Source organism: Allobosea sp. P2_B12, from assembly GCF_056404835.1.
In genome coordinates this window covers 81,293-97,112 of the sequence record NZ_JBFUDG010000001.1, presented here as the reverse complement: position 1 = coordinate 97,112, position 15,820 = coordinate 81,293, and the positions used below count along the sequence as shown (strand labels likewise).

At 66.3% G+C, this 15,820-nt stretch carries 16 protein-coding genes; 5 read left to right on the top strand and 11 right to left on the bottom strand.

Annotated elements, in window-relative coordinates; translation table 11 throughout:
• Positions 1-12 precede the first annotated feature (12 nt).
• Positions 13-720: an aspartate/glutamate racemase family protein gene (locus AC1DYU_RS00460; protein ID WP_476789944.1), complete on the bottom strand. Its 708-nt coding sequence runs from the start codon at positions 718-720 to the stop codon at positions 13-15.
• A gap of 122 nt (positions 721-842) precedes the next feature.
• A complete protein-coding gene (locus AC1DYU_RS00455) occupies positions 843-2,606 on the bottom strand; it encodes an acetolactate synthase 3 large subunit (protein ID WP_158486574.1) in 1,764 nt (587 codons plus the stop codon).
• Between the two features lie 340 nt (positions 2,607-2,946).
• On the opposite strand from AC1DYU_RS00455, the gene AC1DYU_RS00450 reads away from it, so the two are divergent.
• Positions 2,947-4,407 carry a GGDEF domain-containing protein gene (locus tag AC1DYU_RS00450; RefSeq protein WP_476789943.1) on the top strand — a complete coding sequence of 487 codons (1,461 nt, stop codon included), beginning with the start codon at positions 2,947-2,949 and terminating at the stop codon, positions 4,405-4,407.
• A gap of 2 nt (positions 4,408-4,409) precedes the next feature.
• Here AC1DYU_RS00450 and miaA read toward each other — a convergent pair whose 3' ends face one another.
• Positions 4,410-5,339 carry a tRNA (adenosine(37)-N6)-dimethylallyltransferase MiaA gene (gene miaA, locus AC1DYU_RS00445; protein ID WP_476790691.1) on the bottom strand — a complete coding sequence of 310 codons (930 nt, stop codon included), beginning with the start codon at positions 5,337-5,339 and terminating at the stop codon, positions 4,410-4,412.
• Between the two features lie 22 nt (positions 5,340-5,361).
• On the opposite strand from miaA, the gene serB reads away from it, so the two are divergent.
• Positions 5,362-6,249 (top strand): phosphoserine phosphatase SerB, encoded by an 888-nt coding sequence (gene serB, locus AC1DYU_RS00440; RefSeq protein ID WP_476789942.1) that lies wholly within the window; start codon positions 5,362-5,364, stop codon positions 6,247-6,249.
• A gap of 165 nt (positions 6,250-6,414) precedes the next feature.
• On the opposite strand, the gene AC1DYU_RS00435 is transcribed toward serB, so the two are convergent.
• The 8 genes from AC1DYU_RS00435 to AC1DYU_RS00400 form a co-directional block, all read right to left on the bottom strand.
• On the bottom strand, positions 6,415-6,756 hold the full coding sequence (locus tag AC1DYU_RS00435) for a DHCW motif cupin fold protein (protein WP_476789941.1): 342 nt from the start codon (positions 6,754-6,756) through the stop codon (positions 6,415-6,417).
• A gap of 73 nt (positions 6,757-6,829) precedes the next feature.
• Positions 6,830-8,395, bottom strand: coding sequence for a Do family serine endopeptidase (locus AC1DYU_RS00430; protein WP_158486579.1), 1,566 nt, complete (start codon positions 8,393-8,395; stop codon positions 6,830-6,832).
• Positions 8,396-8,536: 141 nt separating this feature from the next.
• Positions 8,537-8,722 (bottom strand): DUF2065 domain-containing protein, encoded by a 186-nt coding sequence (locus AC1DYU_RS00425; protein ID WP_158486580.1) that lies wholly within the window; start codon positions 8,720-8,722, stop codon positions 8,537-8,539.
• Between the two features lie 23 nt (positions 8,723-8,745).
• Complete coding sequence (gene hflC / locus AC1DYU_RS00420) at positions 8,746-9,675, bottom strand: protease modulator HflC (protein WP_476789940.1); 930 nt, start codon at positions 9,673-9,675, stop codon at positions 8,746-8,748.
• Positions 9,672-10,838 (bottom strand): FtsH protease activity modulator HflK, encoded by a 1,167-nt coding sequence (gene hflK / locus AC1DYU_RS00415; RefSeq protein WP_476789939.1) that lies wholly within the window; start codon positions 10,836-10,838, stop codon positions 9,672-9,674. The genes hflC and hflK overlap by 4 nt, the downstream gene beginning before the upstream one ends.
• Positions 10,839-10,992: 154 nt before the next feature.
• On the bottom strand, positions 10,993-11,508 hold the full coding sequence (locus AC1DYU_RS00410; RefSeq protein WP_476789938.1) for a dihydrofolate reductase: 516 nt from the start codon (positions 11,506-11,508) through the stop codon (positions 10,993-10,995).
• 1 nt (position 11,509) lies between these two features.
• Positions 11,510-11,992, bottom strand: coding sequence for an N-acetyltransferase family protein (locus tag AC1DYU_RS00405; RefSeq protein WP_476789937.1), 483 nt, complete (start codon positions 11,990-11,992; stop codon positions 11,510-11,512).
• Positions 11,989-12,138 carry a hypothetical protein gene (locus tag AC1DYU_RS00400; RefSeq protein ID WP_476789936.1) on the bottom strand — a complete coding sequence of 50 codons (150 nt, stop codon included), beginning with the start codon at positions 12,136-12,138 and terminating at the stop codon, positions 11,989-11,991. Before AC1DYU_RS00400 ends, AC1DYU_RS00405 begins: the two co-directional genes overlap by 4 nt.
• Positions 12,139-12,476: 338 nt before the next feature.
• Between AC1DYU_RS00400 and AC1DYU_RS00395 the strand changes: the two genes are divergently transcribed.
• The 3 genes from AC1DYU_RS00395 to AC1DYU_RS00385 are packed head-to-tail and all read left to right on the top strand — an operon-like array spanning position 12,477 to position 15,627.
• Positions 12,477-13,559 carry a TRAP transporter substrate-binding protein gene (locus tag AC1DYU_RS00395; RefSeq protein WP_476789935.1) on the top strand — a complete coding sequence of 361 codons (1,083 nt, stop codon included), beginning with the start codon at positions 12,477-12,479 and terminating at the stop codon, positions 13,557-13,559.
• Positions 13,560-13,615: 56 nt separating this feature from the next.
• Entirely contained in the window at positions 13,616-14,251 is a 636-nt protein-coding gene (locus AC1DYU_RS00390) for a TRAP transporter small permease subunit (RefSeq protein ID WP_476789934.1), read from the top strand.
• Positions 14,248-15,627 carry a TRAP transporter large permease gene (locus tag AC1DYU_RS00385; protein WP_476789933.1) on the top strand — a complete coding sequence of 460 codons (1,380 nt, stop codon included), beginning with the start codon at positions 14,248-14,250 and terminating at the stop codon, positions 15,625-15,627. The genes AC1DYU_RS00390 and AC1DYU_RS00385 overlap by 4 nt, the downstream gene beginning before the upstream one ends.
• Positions 15,628-15,820: the final 193 nt, after the last annotated feature.

The window sequence follows — 15,820 nt, the reverse complement described above, 5'->3', positions numbered from 1 at the left end:
CAGCCATCCGGGTCATGCCGCACGGCTTTCGGCCGGTGCGGCAAAGTCGAGCGCTGCCTCGACATGCAGGGCCGTCGTATCGAAGGCCGGCAGCGTGGTGTCGGCCTGCGAGATCAGCAGGCCGATCTCGGTGCAGCCTAGGATGACGCCGTCGGCGCCCCGCGCGGCGGCATCGGCGATGATCGCCAGATAGCGCGCTTTCGAGGCAAGCTCGATCCGGCCGCGGCAGAGCTCCTCATAGATGATGCGATGGACGTCATCGCGCTCGGCGTCGCCCGGGACCATCGCCTCGATGCCAAAGGCCGAGAGGCGGTCGCGGTAGAAGCGCTGCTCCATGGTGAAGCGCGTCGCCAGCAGCAGCGGGCGCCGCGAGGCACTGCGCTTGATCGCCTTGGCGGTGACATCGGCGAGGTGCAGGAACGGCACCTTGGTGGCCGAGGTGATCCTGTCCGCGAGCTTGTGCATCGTGTTGGTGCACAGCACGATGCAACCCGCACCCGCGCGCTCGAGGCGCCTGGCACTGTCGGCCAGGACATCGCCCGCGGCCTCCCAGTCGCCCTTCGCCTGCATCTCAGCGATCAGCGAAAAGTCGAGCGAGTGCAGCAGGACATCAGCCGAATGCAGCCCGCCCTGGCGCGCTCGCACGCCCTCGTTCAGCAGGCGGTAATACACTGCCGTCGATTCCCAGCTCATCCCGCCGATCAGGCCGATGGTCGTCATGATGTCCCTCCCCTGCCGCGCAACCTCGTCATTCTCGGGCTTGGCCCGAGAATCTCGCGCAGGATGAGGTAGCCCACCCGGCCTGAGATGCTCGGGTCAAGCCCGAGCATGACGGCGCCTTGTCAAACCAGTTGCTTGCCCTTGGCGTCGATGATCTCGCCGGTGTCGCCTTCGAAATCGGGCAGGATCATTTCGTTATGGGCCTTGCCCGACGGGATCATCGGGAAGCAGTTTTCCTGCTTGGCGACGAGGCAGTCGAAGATCACCGGCTTGGGCGTCTCGATCATCTCCATGATCGCATCATCCAGCGAGTCAGGATCCGAGCAGCGGATGCCGTGGCCGCCATAGGCCTCGGCCAGCTTCACGAAGTCGGGCAGCGACTGCGAATAGCTCTCCGAATAGCGCCCGCCATGCAGCAGTTCCTGCCACTGCCTGACCATGCCCATATACTCGTTGTTCAGGATGAAGATCTTGACCGGCAGACGGTACTGCACCGCCGTCGACATCTCCTGCATGTTCATCAGGATCGAGGCCTCGCCGGCGATGTCGACGACGAGCGCCTTGGGATGCTTCATCTGCACGCCGATGGCGGCGGGCAGGCCATAGCCCATGGTGCCCAGGCCACCGGAGGTCATCCAGCGATTGGGCTCCTCGAAGCGGAAATACTGCGCCGCCCACATCTGGTGCTGGCCGACCTCGGTGGTGATGTAGGTGTCGCGGTTCTTGGTCAGCTCGTAGAGCCGCTCGATCGCGTATTGCGGCTTGATGATCGAGCCCGACTGCTTGTAGGCGAGGCTCTTTCGGGCCCGCCAGCCGTCGATCTGCGTCCACCAGGCGGTCAGCGCGGTCTTGTCGATCTGCGGCGAGGTTTCGCGCCAGATCCGGACCATGTCCTCGAGCACATGGGCGCAGTCGCCGATGATGCCGATATCGACCTTGACCGTCTTGTTGATCGAGGACGGATCGATGTCGATATGGATCTTCTTCGAGCGCGGCGAGAAGCCGTCGAGCCTCCCCGTGATGCGGTCGTCGAAGCGTGCGCCGATATTGATCATGACGTCGCAGTCATGCATCGCGAGATTGGCCTCGTAGGTGCCGTGCATGCCGAGCATGCCGAGCCACTGCTTGTCGGCGGCCGGAAAGGCGCCGAGCCCCATCAGCGTCGAGGTCACCGGGAAGCCGGTCAGCCGCGCCAGTTCGCGCAGCAGTGCCGAGGCGTGCGGGCCGGCATTGATGACGCCGCCGCCGGTGTAGAACACCGGCTTCTTGGCATTCGCGATCAGTTCGACCGCAGCCTTGATCTTGTTCAGATCGCCCTTGACCGTCGGGCGGTAGGTCTTGTGCTGGTTGTCGCGCGGCCGGCTGTAGACGCCGGTGGCGAACTGGATGTCCTTGGGGATGTCGATGACGACCGGGCCGGGTCGACCATTGGCGGCGACGAAGAAGGCCTCGTGCAGGACGCGCGGCAGGTCGGCGATGCTCTTCACCAGGTAGTTGTGCTTGGTGCAGGAGCGCGTGATGCCGACCGTGTCGCATTCCTGGAAGGCGTCCGAGCCGATCAGATGCGTCGGGACCTGGCCGGTGATGACGACGAGCGGGATCGAATCCAGCAGCGCGTCGGTCAGCCCCGTGACGGCGTTGGTCGCGCCCGGGCCGGAGGTGACGAGCACGCAGCCGACCTTGCCGGCCGTCGAGCGGGCATAGCCCTCGGCCGCATGGACAGCGCCCTGCTCGTGCCGGACGAGGACGTGCTTGACCTTGTCCTGCTGGAACAGAGCGTCATAGATCGGCAGCACGGCACCGCCCGGATAGCCGAACAGATGTTCGACGCCCTGGTCCTGCAGCGCGCGGACGACCATCTCGGCACCGGTCATCATCTCGCTCATTACGTCCTCCTGCGGCTTGTTTTTGGTCTGTGGGAGATTTGGGCAATAAAAAAGGCCCTCGAGGGGCCTGGACATGCGCTGGCGTCGGGACGACGCGGTTCAATCAAGAACCGGCCCCTACCAGCGCACCCGTACGATAATAAGCTTGCGCATCGCGCTTCGACCCTTTGCAGATATTGCGGGACGCTAATCGACACGCGCCGCCCGGTCAAGCGCTAACCGTCACAACCGCAACGATCGCGATGCGCCCGAATGCAGCGCTATGGCGAATCCGCTACCGTAACGGAACACTTTTTCAACGAGGCGTCATTAGTCTCGCGCCACTCGCTACGGGACGGCCATGTATCAGGAAATTCATACGGAGAACATCGCCGCCCGGGCCCATGCGCCTGAAGTGGCCGAGCTCTTGCGCCGCTTCACATCGAGCGCCGAAGGACAGACCGGCGTTCCCTACGAGGCCTTCCGCGACGAGGTGATGCCGGTCTTCGGCTCAGACCTGATGGTGCTCGCGCCCACGGGCGACGGTGACTATGCCTATGTCCATTACGGGCGCGAGATCATCCGTTATGTCGGCGGCGATCGCCTCGGCGAGAGCGTCTCGACGATGACGCCGCAGCTCGCGCGCTTCACCATCGCCTGCTGCGACCGGGCTCTCGCCGACGGTGTGCCGCGCTATACGGTCCATCGCTCGCTGAAGACGGTCCGCGTCTGTCTCTGGGAAAGGCTGATCATGCCGGCGACGGCCCGGGACGGCAGCCGCTTCCTGATCGTCTTCAGCCAGCCGCTGCAGTTCCGCGAGGAGTTGCTGACCACCGTTCTCGACACCTCGCCCTCGGGCATCGTCGCGTTGCGGGCGATCCGCGACGACGCGGGCAATATCGAGCGCACGGTGATCATCACTGCCAACCGCCGTGCCGCGGCCATCGCGGGCCGGGAGGGCGAGGACCTTCTCGACGGTGACCCACAGGAAAGTCTGCCCTTCCTGGCCGATGCGATGGTCTGGCGTCGCTGCCTCTATGCCATCGAACTGCGCCGCGCCGATATGATCGAGACCTCCTTTGCCTCCGGCACCCGGACGGTCTGGCTGCAGATCGCGGTCGCGCCGCTCGGCGATGGGTTGGTCCTGACGATCACCGACGTCTCCGACCTGACCGCCGCCAACCAGACCCTGCAGAGCCGCGCCGCAACGCTCGCGCTGGAGATCGGCCGCGAACGCGCCACCCGCCGCGCCCTCTCGCAAGAGATCGGCCAGCGCGAGGAGCGCGAGCAGGAATTGCGCCGTCTGGCTGAGACCGACCCGCTGACGGCGCTGCTCAACCGCCGCTCCTTCACGGAGAAGGCCAATACCGCGATTGCGGCCTGCCAGGAGAGCCAGGCCGAGATGTCCCTGATCGTGGTCGATCTCGACCATTTCAAATCCGTCAATGACAGCCATGGCCATCCGGCCGGCGACGCCGTCATCCGGGCCTTTGCCGACCTGCTGCTGGGACTGGTCCGGACGGACCGCGATCTCGTTGGCCGCTTCGGTGGCGAGGAGTTTGCCATCTTCCTGCCGCGCGCCGATCTCGCCATCGCCCAACGCACCGCCGAGCGCATTCAGGAGATGCTGTCGGCGCGCCGCCTGCCGGTGTCGGAGACGCTGTCGCTCCAGGTCTCGGCCAGCTTCGGCATCGCCACCCACCTGAGCGGAGAATCGCTTCCCGCCTTCATAGAGCGCGCCGACCGCGCGCTGTACCGCGCCAAGAACGACGGCCGCGGCTGCATTCGCGTCGCGGAAGGCCGCATCTCGGCCGCAGCCTGAGGTCAGGTTCCGGGATCGAGCGCACGCAGCGCCGTGTCGAGCGCGGCATCGGGCGCCACCGCCTGCCACCCCGCCATCTGGTGACGGAACCAGGTGACCTGCCGCTTGGCATAGGCGCGCGTATCGGCCTGGCCGCGTGCGATCGCCTCATTGAGCCCGATCGTCCCGTCGAGATGGGCGATCAAGCCCGGCACGCCATGGGCGCGCATCACCGGCAGCAGCGGATCGAGCCGGCGTTCACGCAGCGCCACGACCTCATTCAGCGCGCCCTGCGTCATCATCGTCTCGAAACGCCGATCGATGCGCGCACGCACCTCCTCGCGCTCCGGACTGACGAAGAGCTTCAACAGCGGCAAGCCATCCAGCGGCCCGGGATGGCGCTCGCCCTGAAAGCTCGCGATCGAGCGCCCGGTCGCCTCGAAGACTTCGAGCGCCCGCATGATCCGCATCCGGTCGCCGGGCTTCAGCCGCTCCGCCATGGCCGGGTCGAGACGGCCGAGTTCGGCATGGAGCAGTCCCGTTTCCTGCTCCGCGACGCGAGCACGGAAGGCGGTCCGCACCGCCTCCGGCACAGGCGGAATCGCCGAAAACCCCTCGGTCAGCGCCTTGAAATACAGCCCCGTGCCACCGACCAGGACCGGCAGCGAACCGGCCCGGCCAAGCTCCGCCAGCACGCCCGCGACATCGGCCGCGTAGCGCATCGCCGAATAGTTGATCGCCCCGTCGACATGGCCGTAGAGGCGGTGCGGAACGCTCGCCTCCTCGGCCTCCGTTGGTCGCGCCGTGATGATCCTGAGATCGGCATAGACCTGCATGGAATCGGCGTTGACGACGGTGCCGCCGCAGCGCCGCGCGATCTCGACCGCCAGTGCGGACTTGCCGCTCGCGGTCGGACCTGCGATGAGCACCGCCCTGATCCTGCCCGCCTCCATCGTCACCTGACCCGGTCCTCCCATGCTCGTCGCGACACTGGTTTCCGCTCATGGACAGGCCCTGCTCGATGATGCCTTGTTGAGGCATCTCGAAAGCGCCCTGCCCGGCGCCATCAGCACGCAGCGCCTTGATGGCGAGATCGCCGCCGACCTCTTCGCGGAAGCCGGCGATGCGCGCAAGCTCGAAGCCGATCTTCGCCCCCTGCTTGGCGATGCCGCGGTCGACATCATCGTCCAGCCGGCCGCGACCCGGCGCAAGGCGCTGCTCCTCGCCGACATGGATTCGACCATGATCGGCCAGGAGTGCATCGATGAACTCGCGGCTTATGTCGGGCTGAAGGATCTGGTCTCAGGCATCACCGAGCGCGCCATGCGCGGCGAGATCGCCTTCGAGCCGGCGCTGCGCGAGCGCGTCGCCCTGCTGAAGGGTGTTCCGCTCTCCGTCGTCGGCGAGATCATCGCGGAGCGCATCACGCTGACGCCGGGCGGGCGCGAACTGGTCATGACCATGCGTAGCCATGGCGGCTATACCGCGCTGGTCTCGGGCGGCTTCACGGTCTTCACCGGGCCGATCAGCGCGACGATCGGCTTCGACGAGCACCGCTCCAACGTCCTGATCGCCGATGGCGGCATCCTGAACGGCAAGGTCACCGACCCGATCCTGGGGAAGCAGGCCAAGCTCGACGCGCTGCTGGAGCTGCGCGCGCGTTTCGCCCTGGCGCCCGATGCGACGCTGGCGATCGGCGACGGCGCCAACGATCTCGCCATGCTGGGCGAGGCCGGGCTCGGCGTCGCCTTCCGCGCCAAGCCGGCGGTCGCAGCTATGGCGGATGCGCGGCTCGACCATGCCGATCTCACCGCGCTGCTCTATGCGCAGGGCTATACGGGCGCCGAGATCACCCGGAACTAGAGCCTGATGATTTCACTCCGAAACACGGCCGTCATCCCGGGCGACCGCAGGTCGTCCCGGGATCCATCACAGGACACCGACGGAGCCCTATAATGGATCCCGGAGCTGCGCCGCTTCGCGGCTTGTCCGGGATGACACCGTGTTTCCACGCAAAATCATCAAGCTCTAATCCACGATGAACAGCTTCGCGCCCGTCGCGGTGCTGGAGCGGTGGGCCTCGGCGCCGTCGGCAACCTGATAGGTCATGCCGGCCGTCAGCGGCATCACGCGGCCATCCTCCAGCGTCGTCTCCATCGCGCCTTCAAGGCACAGGATGATGTGCCCCTTGGAGCACCAGTGATCGGCGACATAGCCGGGCGAATATTCGACCATCCGCACCCGGATGCGGTTTTCCGCCGGCCCGAAATGCTGCGTGCGCCAGATCGCCTCGCCGACGTCGCCCGCGTGCCGCTCGGCCGGCACCGTGGACCAGTCCGTGGTGACGAAGGGAATGTCGCTCAGTTTCATCGCGGGTCTCCGATCGACGCATGAAAAAGGGCGGCCACGACGGGCCGCCCTTGGTAGACAACAGGGTCTTCGCTCAGTTCATCGACACCGCGACGAAGCGGACCTCGCCCTGGGCGTTCGAGACCAGAAGCAGGGCCGACTTCTTGCCCTCCTTCTTCAGCGCGTCGAGGCGCTTGGTCACGTCCTCGGGCGAGTTGACCGGCTCCTGACCGATCTCGACCACCAGTTCGCCAACCAGGACACGCTTGTCGGAAGCGTTGGAGTTGGGATCGACCTTGGTGATGACGACGCCCTTGAGGCCGTCCTTGATCGAATAGCGCTTCCGGAGTTCCTCGGTCTGCGGCGAGAATTCGAGGCCGAGCGCGGTCGTAACGGCGGCCTTGGGCGGTTCCGCCGGGGTACGCGCCGAGGCTGGCTGCACCTTTTCGCCATCCTCGAGACGGCCGAGCTTGACCGTCTTCACCTCTTCCTTGCCCTTGCGCATGACCGTGATCGGCACGTCCTTGCCGACCGGCGTCGCTGCGACGATGCGCGGCAGGTCGCGGGAATCCCTGACCTCCTTGCCGTCAAACTTGGTGACGACGTCGCCGATCTCGAGGCCAGCCGGTTTGGCCGGGCCCTTGTCGTCGATGCCGGCGACGAGCGCGCCGCGCGCCGTCCCGAGCCCGAGCGCCTCGGCGGTCGCGTCATCGACGCTCTGGATGCGGACGCCGAGCCAGCCGCGGCGAGTTTCGCCGAATTCGCGCAGTTGCTCGACGATGTTGCTCGCGAGCGAGGACGGCACGGCAAAGCCGATGCCGACCGAGCCGCCCGTCGGCGACAGGATCGCGGTGTTGATGCCGATCACCTCGCCGTTCATGTTGAACAGCGGTCCGCCCGAATTGCCCTTGTTGATGGCCGCATCGGTCTGGAGATAGGTGTCGTAGGGGCCCTGCTGGATGTCGCGGTTGCGCGCCGAGACGATACCCGACGAGACCGAACCGCCTAGGCCGAACGGGTTGCCGATCGCCATCACCGGGTCGCCGATCCGCATCTTGTCGGAATCGCCGAACTTCACCGCTGGCAGCGGCTTGTCGTGCTTCACCCGCAGGACGGCGAGATCGACCTTGGCGTCCTTGCCGATCACCTCGGCCTTGAGGCGCAGGCCGCTGTTGAAGATCACGGTGATCTCGTTGGCGTCGCCGATGACGTGGTTGTTGGTGACCACGATGCCCGACGCATCGATCACGAAGCCGGAGCCGGCCGACTGCGAGCGGCGCTGCTGAGGCGCCTGGTTCTCGCCCTGCTGGCCCTGGCCGGGTTGGCCCGGACGGCCCTGCTGACCTTGGCCGCGACGGTTGAAGAATTCCTCGAACAGGTCGCCGAAGGGTGTGTCGGGTCCGAGCTGCGGAACCTGCGGCAGCGTGCGGCCGCGTGTGTCGCTCGTGGTCACCGCCGCGATGTTGACCACGGCCGGCATCACCCGCTCGGCGAGATCGGCGAGCGAGACCTGCCCCTGCAGCACCGGCGAGGCCGCCGTCTGTGCCGGGGCGAGGATGGGGGACGCCAGCAGCGACAGAACTCCGACGCTGGCCACGAGAGCGACCTGCCGTGCGCGGGAGGTCAGGAATCCGGAAGCCGAGACGGGTTTCGTTGCCATCAGTGTCCTCGTGAAGAAAATTCGCACCGAGCCGTTCGGCGCAAAACGCTGACCTCAATTGAACCGCAAATTGCGGCGGAAGGTCGACACACGATCCTGCTATCGAACACGATCATGCGCCGCCTGCCTGGGCCGCTGCTGTCAGCCTCGTGCCAGCCAGACCAGCAGGACACCGAGCACCGCCGAGCCGAGGCCGATCAGCCTCATGCGTTCCGGTGGCGTCTCGGCGGCGCTGCGAAGGGCATCCTTTGCGAGGTTGGGAACCGCCGCGAACAGGATGCCCTCGATGGCGAAAACGAGGCCCAGCGCCGCGATGAAATCGAACATGCGCGACGCCTATGCGTGGAGAATCAGGGCCGCGCCGGCGCGGGCGGTGCCGCCGGCACTGGTTGGACCGTGTCGCGCCGGGGCGCATTGGGTCCGTTGAAGAACCGGAAGAACTGCGAATCGGGAGACAGCACCATCCGGGTATCGCCGGGCTTGATGCTGGCCTCATAGGCCTGCATCGACCGGTAGAAGGTGAAGAACTCCTCGTCCTGGCCGAAAGCTTCGGCGAAGACGCGGTTGCGCTCACCTTCGCCCTCGCCGCGCACCACGTCCGAATTCCGCTGCGCCTCGGCAACGATCACGGTGGCCTGCCTGTCGGCGTCGGCCCTGACCTCCTGCGCCTGCTGCCCGCCGAGCGCGCGCGCTTCGGCCGCCTCGCGCTGACGTTCAGTCTGCATGCGCTGGAACACCGCCTGCGAGTTGGCAGCCGGCAGATCGACGCGCCGCAGGCGAACATCGACGACCGTCATGCCGAAGCGGGCCGCCTCGCGGTTCACCTCGTCACGGATGCGGTTCATCAGCCGCGAGCGGTCGTTGCGGACCATCGAGGTGAAGCTCGCATCAGCCAGGACCGAGCGAACGTTGCCGTTCACGATCGAGGCGAGCTGCGAATTCGCGCGCGGGATGTTGTTGACCGCCTGGTAGAAGCGCAGCGGATCGGAGATGCGGTAACGCGTGAAGGCATCGACGACGAGACGCTTCTGGTCGGAGGCGATGATTTCCTGCGCCGGCAGGTCGAGATCGAGGATGCGGTTGTCGAGCAGGGTGACCTGTTCGAACGGCGCCGGCAACTTGAAATAGAGACCGGGCGCGGTGACGACGCTGCGCACCGCGCCGAAGCGCAGCACGAGAGCCGATTGGGTCTGCTGCACCACGAAGGTCATGGCGTAGAAGACGATGGCCGCGATGCCGAGAACGACGAGCAGGCCGATGCGGATGATGCCGCCGTTCATCGGACAGCTCCCGTCTGGGGGGCGCCCGGAGCCGGGCGCCTCTGCTGCAACTGGTCGAGCGGCAGATAGGGCACGACGCCCTGTCCGTTGGCAGAACCGTCGATGATGATCTTGTCGGTGCCGCCCATGACACGCTCCATCGTCTCGAGGAAGAGACGTTCGCGCGTGACGTTCGGCGCCCGCTTGTACTGCTCATAGACCGAGTTGAAACGGCTCACCTGACCCAGGGCTTCGGCCACCGTCTGCTGCTTGAAGGCCTCGGCGGCCTGGACGAGTTGCGCCGCGCGACCACGCGATTCCGGGATGACGCGGTTGGCATAGGTCTGCGCCTCGTTGCGCAGGCGCTCCTGGTCGGCGCGCGCCGCCTGGACGTCGCGGAAGGCGTCGATGACCTGCTGCGGCGGATCGACCTTCTGCAGCTGCACGAGGCGGATCTGCACGCCGGCATTGTAGCCGTTGAGCGTCTCCTGCATCAGCTGGCGCACCTCGGTCTCGATCGCGGCGCGGTCGGTCGTCAGCACGGGCTGGATGTTGCGCCGGCCGATGATCTCGCGCATCGCGCTCTCGGCGACGGCCTTCACGGTGCCCGGCGGGTCCTGGATGTTGAAGACGTAGTTCTCGGGCGCGGCCGGATCGATCTGCCACTGCACGATCACGTCGATGTCGACGATGTTCTCGTCGCCGGTGAGCATCAGGCTTTCCTCGATCACGTCGGACTGGCGCGTGGTACGCACGGATTCGACGGTCCGGAAACCGACCTCGGTGGTGATGACGTTGGTCACCTGCGGCTTGATCACGCTGCCGATCGGATAGGGCCAGTTGATCTGCAACCCCTCGCCAGTCTTGCCGACAAATTTGCCGAAGACAAGATTCAGACCAACCTCGTTGGGCCGGACGATATAGACGCCGGTCATCAGCCACACCAGGATCAGCACGACGAGACCGATAACCAGCCCGCGGCCGCCGAGATTGCCGCCCGGCAGCATCGATTTCAGCCGGTCCTGGCTGCGACGCAGGATGTCCTCCAGATCGGGTGGGCCGCCACTGCCGCCGCCGGAGCCACCGCCCCAGGGGCCGCCGCCACCGCCGCCGCCGCTTCCCCCGCGCTGGCCCCAGGGTCCGCCCCCGTTATTGCCACCGCCGCTCTGGTTGCTCCAAGGCATACTCGCGCCGTTCCCTTTTCTACCGACCTGCCGTGCAAATAGGCGAACAGCGGTCGTTTGTCAGCGCCCCCCTGCTGGGGAACGCTGCGCTGACTTGGGCATGGGCCATGGATTCGTCAACGACGCAAGGCATTCATCGTCAAAGGAAAGCCGTTCAGGCCCGGCGGCGAAACGTCGCGAAGGTGAAGGGATGCTCGTCATCCAGGCTGCGCGGGTGGCTTTCGCGCCCGTCCGCGACGAAGGCCGACCGATCCCATTCAGGGAAAACGGCATCGCCATCGGGCGTCGCATGGACCAGCGTCAGTTCCAGCCGATCGGACAGCGGCAGCGCCTGCCGGTAGACGTCCGCACCGCCCGCCACCGTCACGGAATCGGCTCCCATGCCGACGCCGATGCGTTGCCCGGTCGCCAGTGCCTCCTCCAGCGAATGCGCTACATGGACCCCTTCCGGGCGAAAACCCGGATCGCGCGTCAGCACGATCGTCTCCCGGCCCGGCAGCGGCTTGCCAATCGACAGGAAGGTCTTGCGCCCCATCACGACGGGACGCCCGAGCGTCAGGCTCCTGAACCGGCGCAGATCGGTCTTGAGCCGCCAGATCAGGCGGTTGTCGTCGCCGATGACGCCATTATCGGCGATCGCAGCAACCAGGACGATGGGAAGGCCCGCCATCTCAGCCCTCCCCCGCCAGCCGCAGCAGCGCCTCGCCGTCGAGCCGCTTCACGGTCCACTCGTCCTGGGCCTTCGCACCGATCGAGCGGTAGAACACGCGCGACGGCTCGTTCCAGTTCAGCACCCACCAGGCCAGGCGCGGCAGCCCTTCCACGACGCAGCGCTTCGCCAGCGCCGCGATCAACGCCTTGCCGATGCCGCGCCCGCGCAGATGCGGATGCACGAACAGGTCTTCCAGCCAGATGCCGTGCCGGCCGCTGAAGGTCGAGTAGGTGTAGAACCAGACCGAAAACCCGGCCGGCTCACCATCCCATTCGGCGATGTCGCAGAAGACGCGCGGATTCTCGCCGAAGATCGCCTGCGCGATCTCCGCTTCGGTCGCGACGACATGGTCGGCCAGCCGCTCATAATCGGCGAGCGCCTTGATGAAATCGAGCACGAGGCCGGCCTCATCGGGCCTGGCGGGGCGGATCGTGAGGCTCATACCGCGATCGGCGCCTTGATCGCCGGCTGCGGGCCGCAGCCCTCGGTCGTCACGTCGGCGAGGCTGAAATCCCCGAGCCCCGTCACCTGCGCCATCATATGGCTCAGCAGCGCGTCGCTCGTAATGTCGAACGGTTTTCCGGTCACCCTGTTTTGCTCCAGCTCGCCATGACGGCCGCAACTCTCCCTGACTGCGAATGATTCGGAAGCGGTGCCGACGACAGGGCGTCGTTTACATGACGGCTGGCGCTTGTGCACATGGCTTGCCCCGGCACGCGCACTCAGCGCTCTGGAACGCGGCAATGCGCGGATCGCCGCGTCCTGGGGCTCTGTTGCTGGCGCCCGCAATCGCATCCGCGGCATGACAGACATATCAGGCCAAAAAGGCCGGCATGCTCGCGGCGCGCCCTTGCAGGCATCGCGATTGCATCCATGATGGACGGATGCACCGCCAATCCATGGCAGCGCCCGGGAGGACGAACCCAATGACACGCAGTTATCGCCTTGCAGCGACAGCGTTTGCGACGACGGTCCTGATGCTGGCCGGCCCGGCGATCGCGCAGACATTGCCCCCCGGGCCGACCGTCAATATCACCATGGTGACGCAGCTCTCGCCGACCATCCCGCAATATACCAAGGTCGACATCCCGATGCTGCGCGAGGGCATCCCGGAGAAGAGCGGCGGGCGCATCAAGGTCACGCTGGCGAGCTGGCCCGAGCGGGCACTGACAGGTCCCGAACTGCTGCGCGTCATTCGTTCGGGCCAGATCGACATCGGCGCGCCGGCGCTGCCGACGGTGGCGGGCGACGTACCGATGCTGGAGATGTCCGACCTTGCCGGCATGAACCCCTCGCATGCCCAGTCGCGCAAGGTGATCGACGCGGTGCTGCCCGAGGTCAACAAGGAGCTGGAACGCTTCGGGGTGCGCATCATCGCGACCTTCCCCTATCCGGCGCAGGTGTTCTATTGCCGCGAGCCGGTGACCAGCCTGGCCGACCTCAAGGGCCGGCGCATCCGCACCGCCGGCGGCTCCTCCAATGATTTCGTCCAGTCGATCGGCGCACAGCCAACGGCGATCGGCTTTCCCGAAGTCTATGGCGCACTGGAGCGCGGCGTCGTCGACTGCGCGATCACGGGTACTGCGACCGGCAATGGCGCGCGCTGGTATGAGGTGACCAAGCACATGTATGCGCTGCCCGTCTCCTGGGGCAATTCGGCCTATGTCGCCAACCTCGCCTGGTGGAACAAGCTCGATCCGGCCGTGCGCGAATTCATGCAGGCGACCTTCAAGCAGGTCGAGGACCAGCAATGGGCGCTGGGGCTGGAGGCGACCGAGGACGGCATCGCCTGCAATTCCGGCCGTAAGGAAGGCTGCAAGATCGGCCATGTCGTCGAGAACAAGCCGATGACAGTGACCCGGCCGACCGAGGCCGATATGGCGACCCTGCGCGCCAGCCTGAGCACCGCGGTGCTGCCGGCCTGGGTCAAGCGCTGCGGCGAGCGATGCGGCGAGACCTACAACCGGCTCGTCGCCCCGATCACCGGCGTCCGTTACGAAGCCAAATGAACGGCGCCAAGTAAGCGAACCTAAATAGACAACGCCGGGCAAGGAACCACGCCGCGATGCTCTCGACCTCGATCGTCGCGGCGTCCTTCTGTCGAAGGATGATCGCCAAACTCGGCACCGTCATGGGCTATGCCGCCGGCTGGGGCTTCATCCTCTGCGCCGCCTTCATAACCTTCGACGTGCTGGCGCGCCGCTTCCTCGGCTTCTCCTCGCAAGCGACGACGGAACTGACCGGATACTCGCTCGCCTTCGGCATTTCCTGGGCCCTGGCGCATACGCTGAGCACCCGGGCGCATGTGCGCATCGACGTGCTGATCAATTTCCTGCCCGCCACGGTCCGCTACCCGATGCACCTTCTCAGCCTGGCGGCGCTGGCGGTGTTCATGGCCTTCCTGGCCAAGGGCGCCTGGGAACTCGTCGATGAATCGCTGCTCTTCGGCGCGACCGACATCAGCCTGCTGCGAACACCGCTCTGGATTCCGCAGGGGCTGTGGACCTTCGGCATCATCGTCTTCCTCGTGCTCATCCTGCTGATGCTGGCCGAGAGCACGCTGCTGGTGATCGCCGGACGCGGGGCGGAAGCCGAGGCGCTGCTGCACGCCCGGACTTATGACGAAGAGGCCGCCGAGGCGCTCGAGGCGGTTGGCGCGCTCGAGGCCCAGGGATATTCGGCCAAGGAGCCCAGGCCGTGATCGCGATCGTCTTCCTGCTCACGCTCGTCGGCCTGATGGTCGGCATGAGCGCCCTCGGCGTCGGCCCCAACACCAACCTGATCGGCGAGGTGCTGCTGCTGGTCGGGCTGTTCCTGCTGTTCTTCGGGGCCGGCATCTATGTCGGCGCGGCGCTCGGCGTGCTTGGCCTGATCGTCGGCTTTGCCTTCTCCGACCGCCCGTTCTGGACCTTCATCGGCCAGACCGTCTGGAGCCCGTCCTCCAGCTTCGTGCTCGTGGCGGTGCCGCTTTTCCTGCTGATGGGCGAGATCCTGCTGCGCTCGGGTCTGTCCGAGCGGCTCTACCGCTCACTCAATGTCTGGCTCGACCGGATGCCCGGCGGGCTGCTGCACACCAACATCGCGGCATCGGGCGTGTTCTCGGCGATCTCGGGTTCGTCGGTTGCGACCGCCGCGACGATGGGATCGGTCGCGCTGCCGTTCTTCCAGGGCTCGCGCTACGACCCCAAAATGGTGCTCGGTTCGCTGGCAGCGGGTGGCGCGCTCGGCAACCTGATCCCACCCGGCATCACCTTCATCATCTACGGCCTGATCACCGAGACCTCCGTCGGCGCGCTCTATCTCGCCGCGGTGGGGCCGAGCATTCTGGTCGTCGTCCTGTTCGTGCTGGTGATCCTGTGGAAGGCGCGCACGGCAGCCCCGCTGATCGACAAGGACGCCCCGCGCCTGCCCTTCAGAGACAAGCTGCGCAGCCTCGTCGATCTGCTGCCGACCGCGCTTTTGATCCTGATCGTGCTCGGCACCATCTATGGCGGGCTCGCAACCGCAACCGAATCGGCCGCGCTCGGCGTCATCGGGTCGATGGTCTTCGCCGCTATCGAAGGCCGGCTGAACCTCAAGATGCTGAACGCCTCCGCCGAGGCGACCGCGCGCAACACGGCACTGATCGGGCTGATCCTGTTTGGCGCCTATGTGCTGAACTACGTCTTCGTCGGCCTTGGCGTGCCGCAGGCGCTGGCCAAGCTCGTCAGCGAGATGCCGCTGCCGCCCTGGGCCATCATGCTGCTGATCATCGGCTTCTATCTGGCGCTGGGCACCTTCATGGAGGGCTTCTCCATGGTGGTGACGACGATCCCGGTGGTGTTCCCGGTCGTCGTCGCGCTCGGTTACGACCCGATCTGGTTCGGCGTCATCGTCACCATGCTGGTCGAGATCGCGCTGGTCTCGCCACCGGACGGCACGGTGCTCTACGTCCTGCAGGGCATGCGCCGCGACGGCGGGCCGATCACCGACGTCTTCTCCGGCGTGATGCCCTTCGTCTTCGTCTACATCCTGGCGGTCATCATCCTGATGTGGTTCCCCGAACTCGCGTTGTGGCTGCCCAAAGCGGTGCAGTAGCCGGATGCTGCCATGGGGTGCTCGACCTGATGATTGCGACGTCGATGAGAGGCATGTGGCGCTGGCGCGTTGGATTGATTGGGCGCCATAGTCGGCGACGGTCCATCGCGCGATGGACCTCGGCTTACGCCGCGCGGCCTTCTCTGGCTCGTCGCGCACCTTCGCCCCGTCTGGCATCGTTGGAAGTGAGGTG

What these genes read in the sequence shown, in the direction of transcription:
- AC1DYU_RS00410 (WP_476789938.1), bottom strand. Translation starts at nt 11,508, where the DNA reads ATGGCGGGCCTTCCCATCGTCCTGGTTGCTGCGATCGCCGATAATGGC.
- serB (WP_476789942.1), top strand. Translation starts at nt 5,362, where the DNA reads ATGCTCGTCGCGACACTGGTTTCCGCTCATGGACAGGCCCTGCTCGAT.
- AC1DYU_RS00460 (WP_476789944.1), bottom strand. Translation starts at nt 720, where the DNA reads ATGACGACCATCGGCCTGATCGGCGGGATGAGCTGGGAATCGACGGCA.
- AC1DYU_RS00430 (WP_158486579.1), bottom strand. Translation starts at nt 8,395, where the DNA reads ATGGCAACGAAACCCGTCTCGGCTTCCGGATTCCTGACCTCCCGCGCA.
- hflK (WP_476789939.1), bottom strand. Translation starts at nt 10,838, where the DNA reads ATGCCTTGGAGCAACCAGAGCGGCGGTGGCAATAACGGGGGCGGACCC.
- AC1DYU_RS00450 (WP_476789943.1), top strand. Translation starts at nt 2,947, where the DNA reads ATGTATCAGGAAATTCATACGGAGAACATCGCCGCCCGGGCCCATGCG.
- AC1DYU_RS00435 (WP_476789941.1), bottom strand. Translation starts at nt 6,756, where the DNA reads ATGAAACTGAGCGACATTCCCTTCGTCACCACGGACTGGTCCACGGTG.
- AC1DYU_RS00390 (WP_476789934.1), top strand. Translation starts at nt 13,616, where the DNA reads ATGCTCTCGACCTCGATCGTCGCGGCGTCCTTCTGTCGAAGGATGATC.
- hflC (WP_476789940.1), bottom strand. Translation starts at nt 9,675, where the DNA reads ATGAACGGCGGCATCATCCGCATCGGCCTGCTCGTCGTTCTCGGCATC.
- AC1DYU_RS00425 (WP_158486580.1), bottom strand. Translation starts at nt 8,722, where the DNA reads ATGTTCGATTTCATCGCGGCGCTGGGCCTCGTTTTCGCCATCGAGGGC.
- AC1DYU_RS00405 (WP_476789937.1), bottom strand. Translation starts at nt 11,992, where the DNA reads ATGAGCCTCACGATCCGCCCCGCCAGGCCCGATGAGGCCGGCCTCGTG.
- AC1DYU_RS00455 (WP_158486574.1), bottom strand. Translation starts at nt 2,606, where the DNA reads ATGAGCGAGATGATGACCGGTGCCGAGATGGTCGTCCGCGCGCTGCAG.
- AC1DYU_RS00395 (WP_476789935.1), top strand. Translation starts at nt 12,477, where the DNA reads ATGACACGCAGTTATCGCCTTGCAGCGACAGCGTTTGCGACGACGGTC.
- miaA (WP_476790691.1), bottom strand. Translation starts at nt 5,339, where the DNA reads ATGGAGGCGGGCAGGATCAGGGCGGTGCTCATCGCAGGTCCGACCGCG.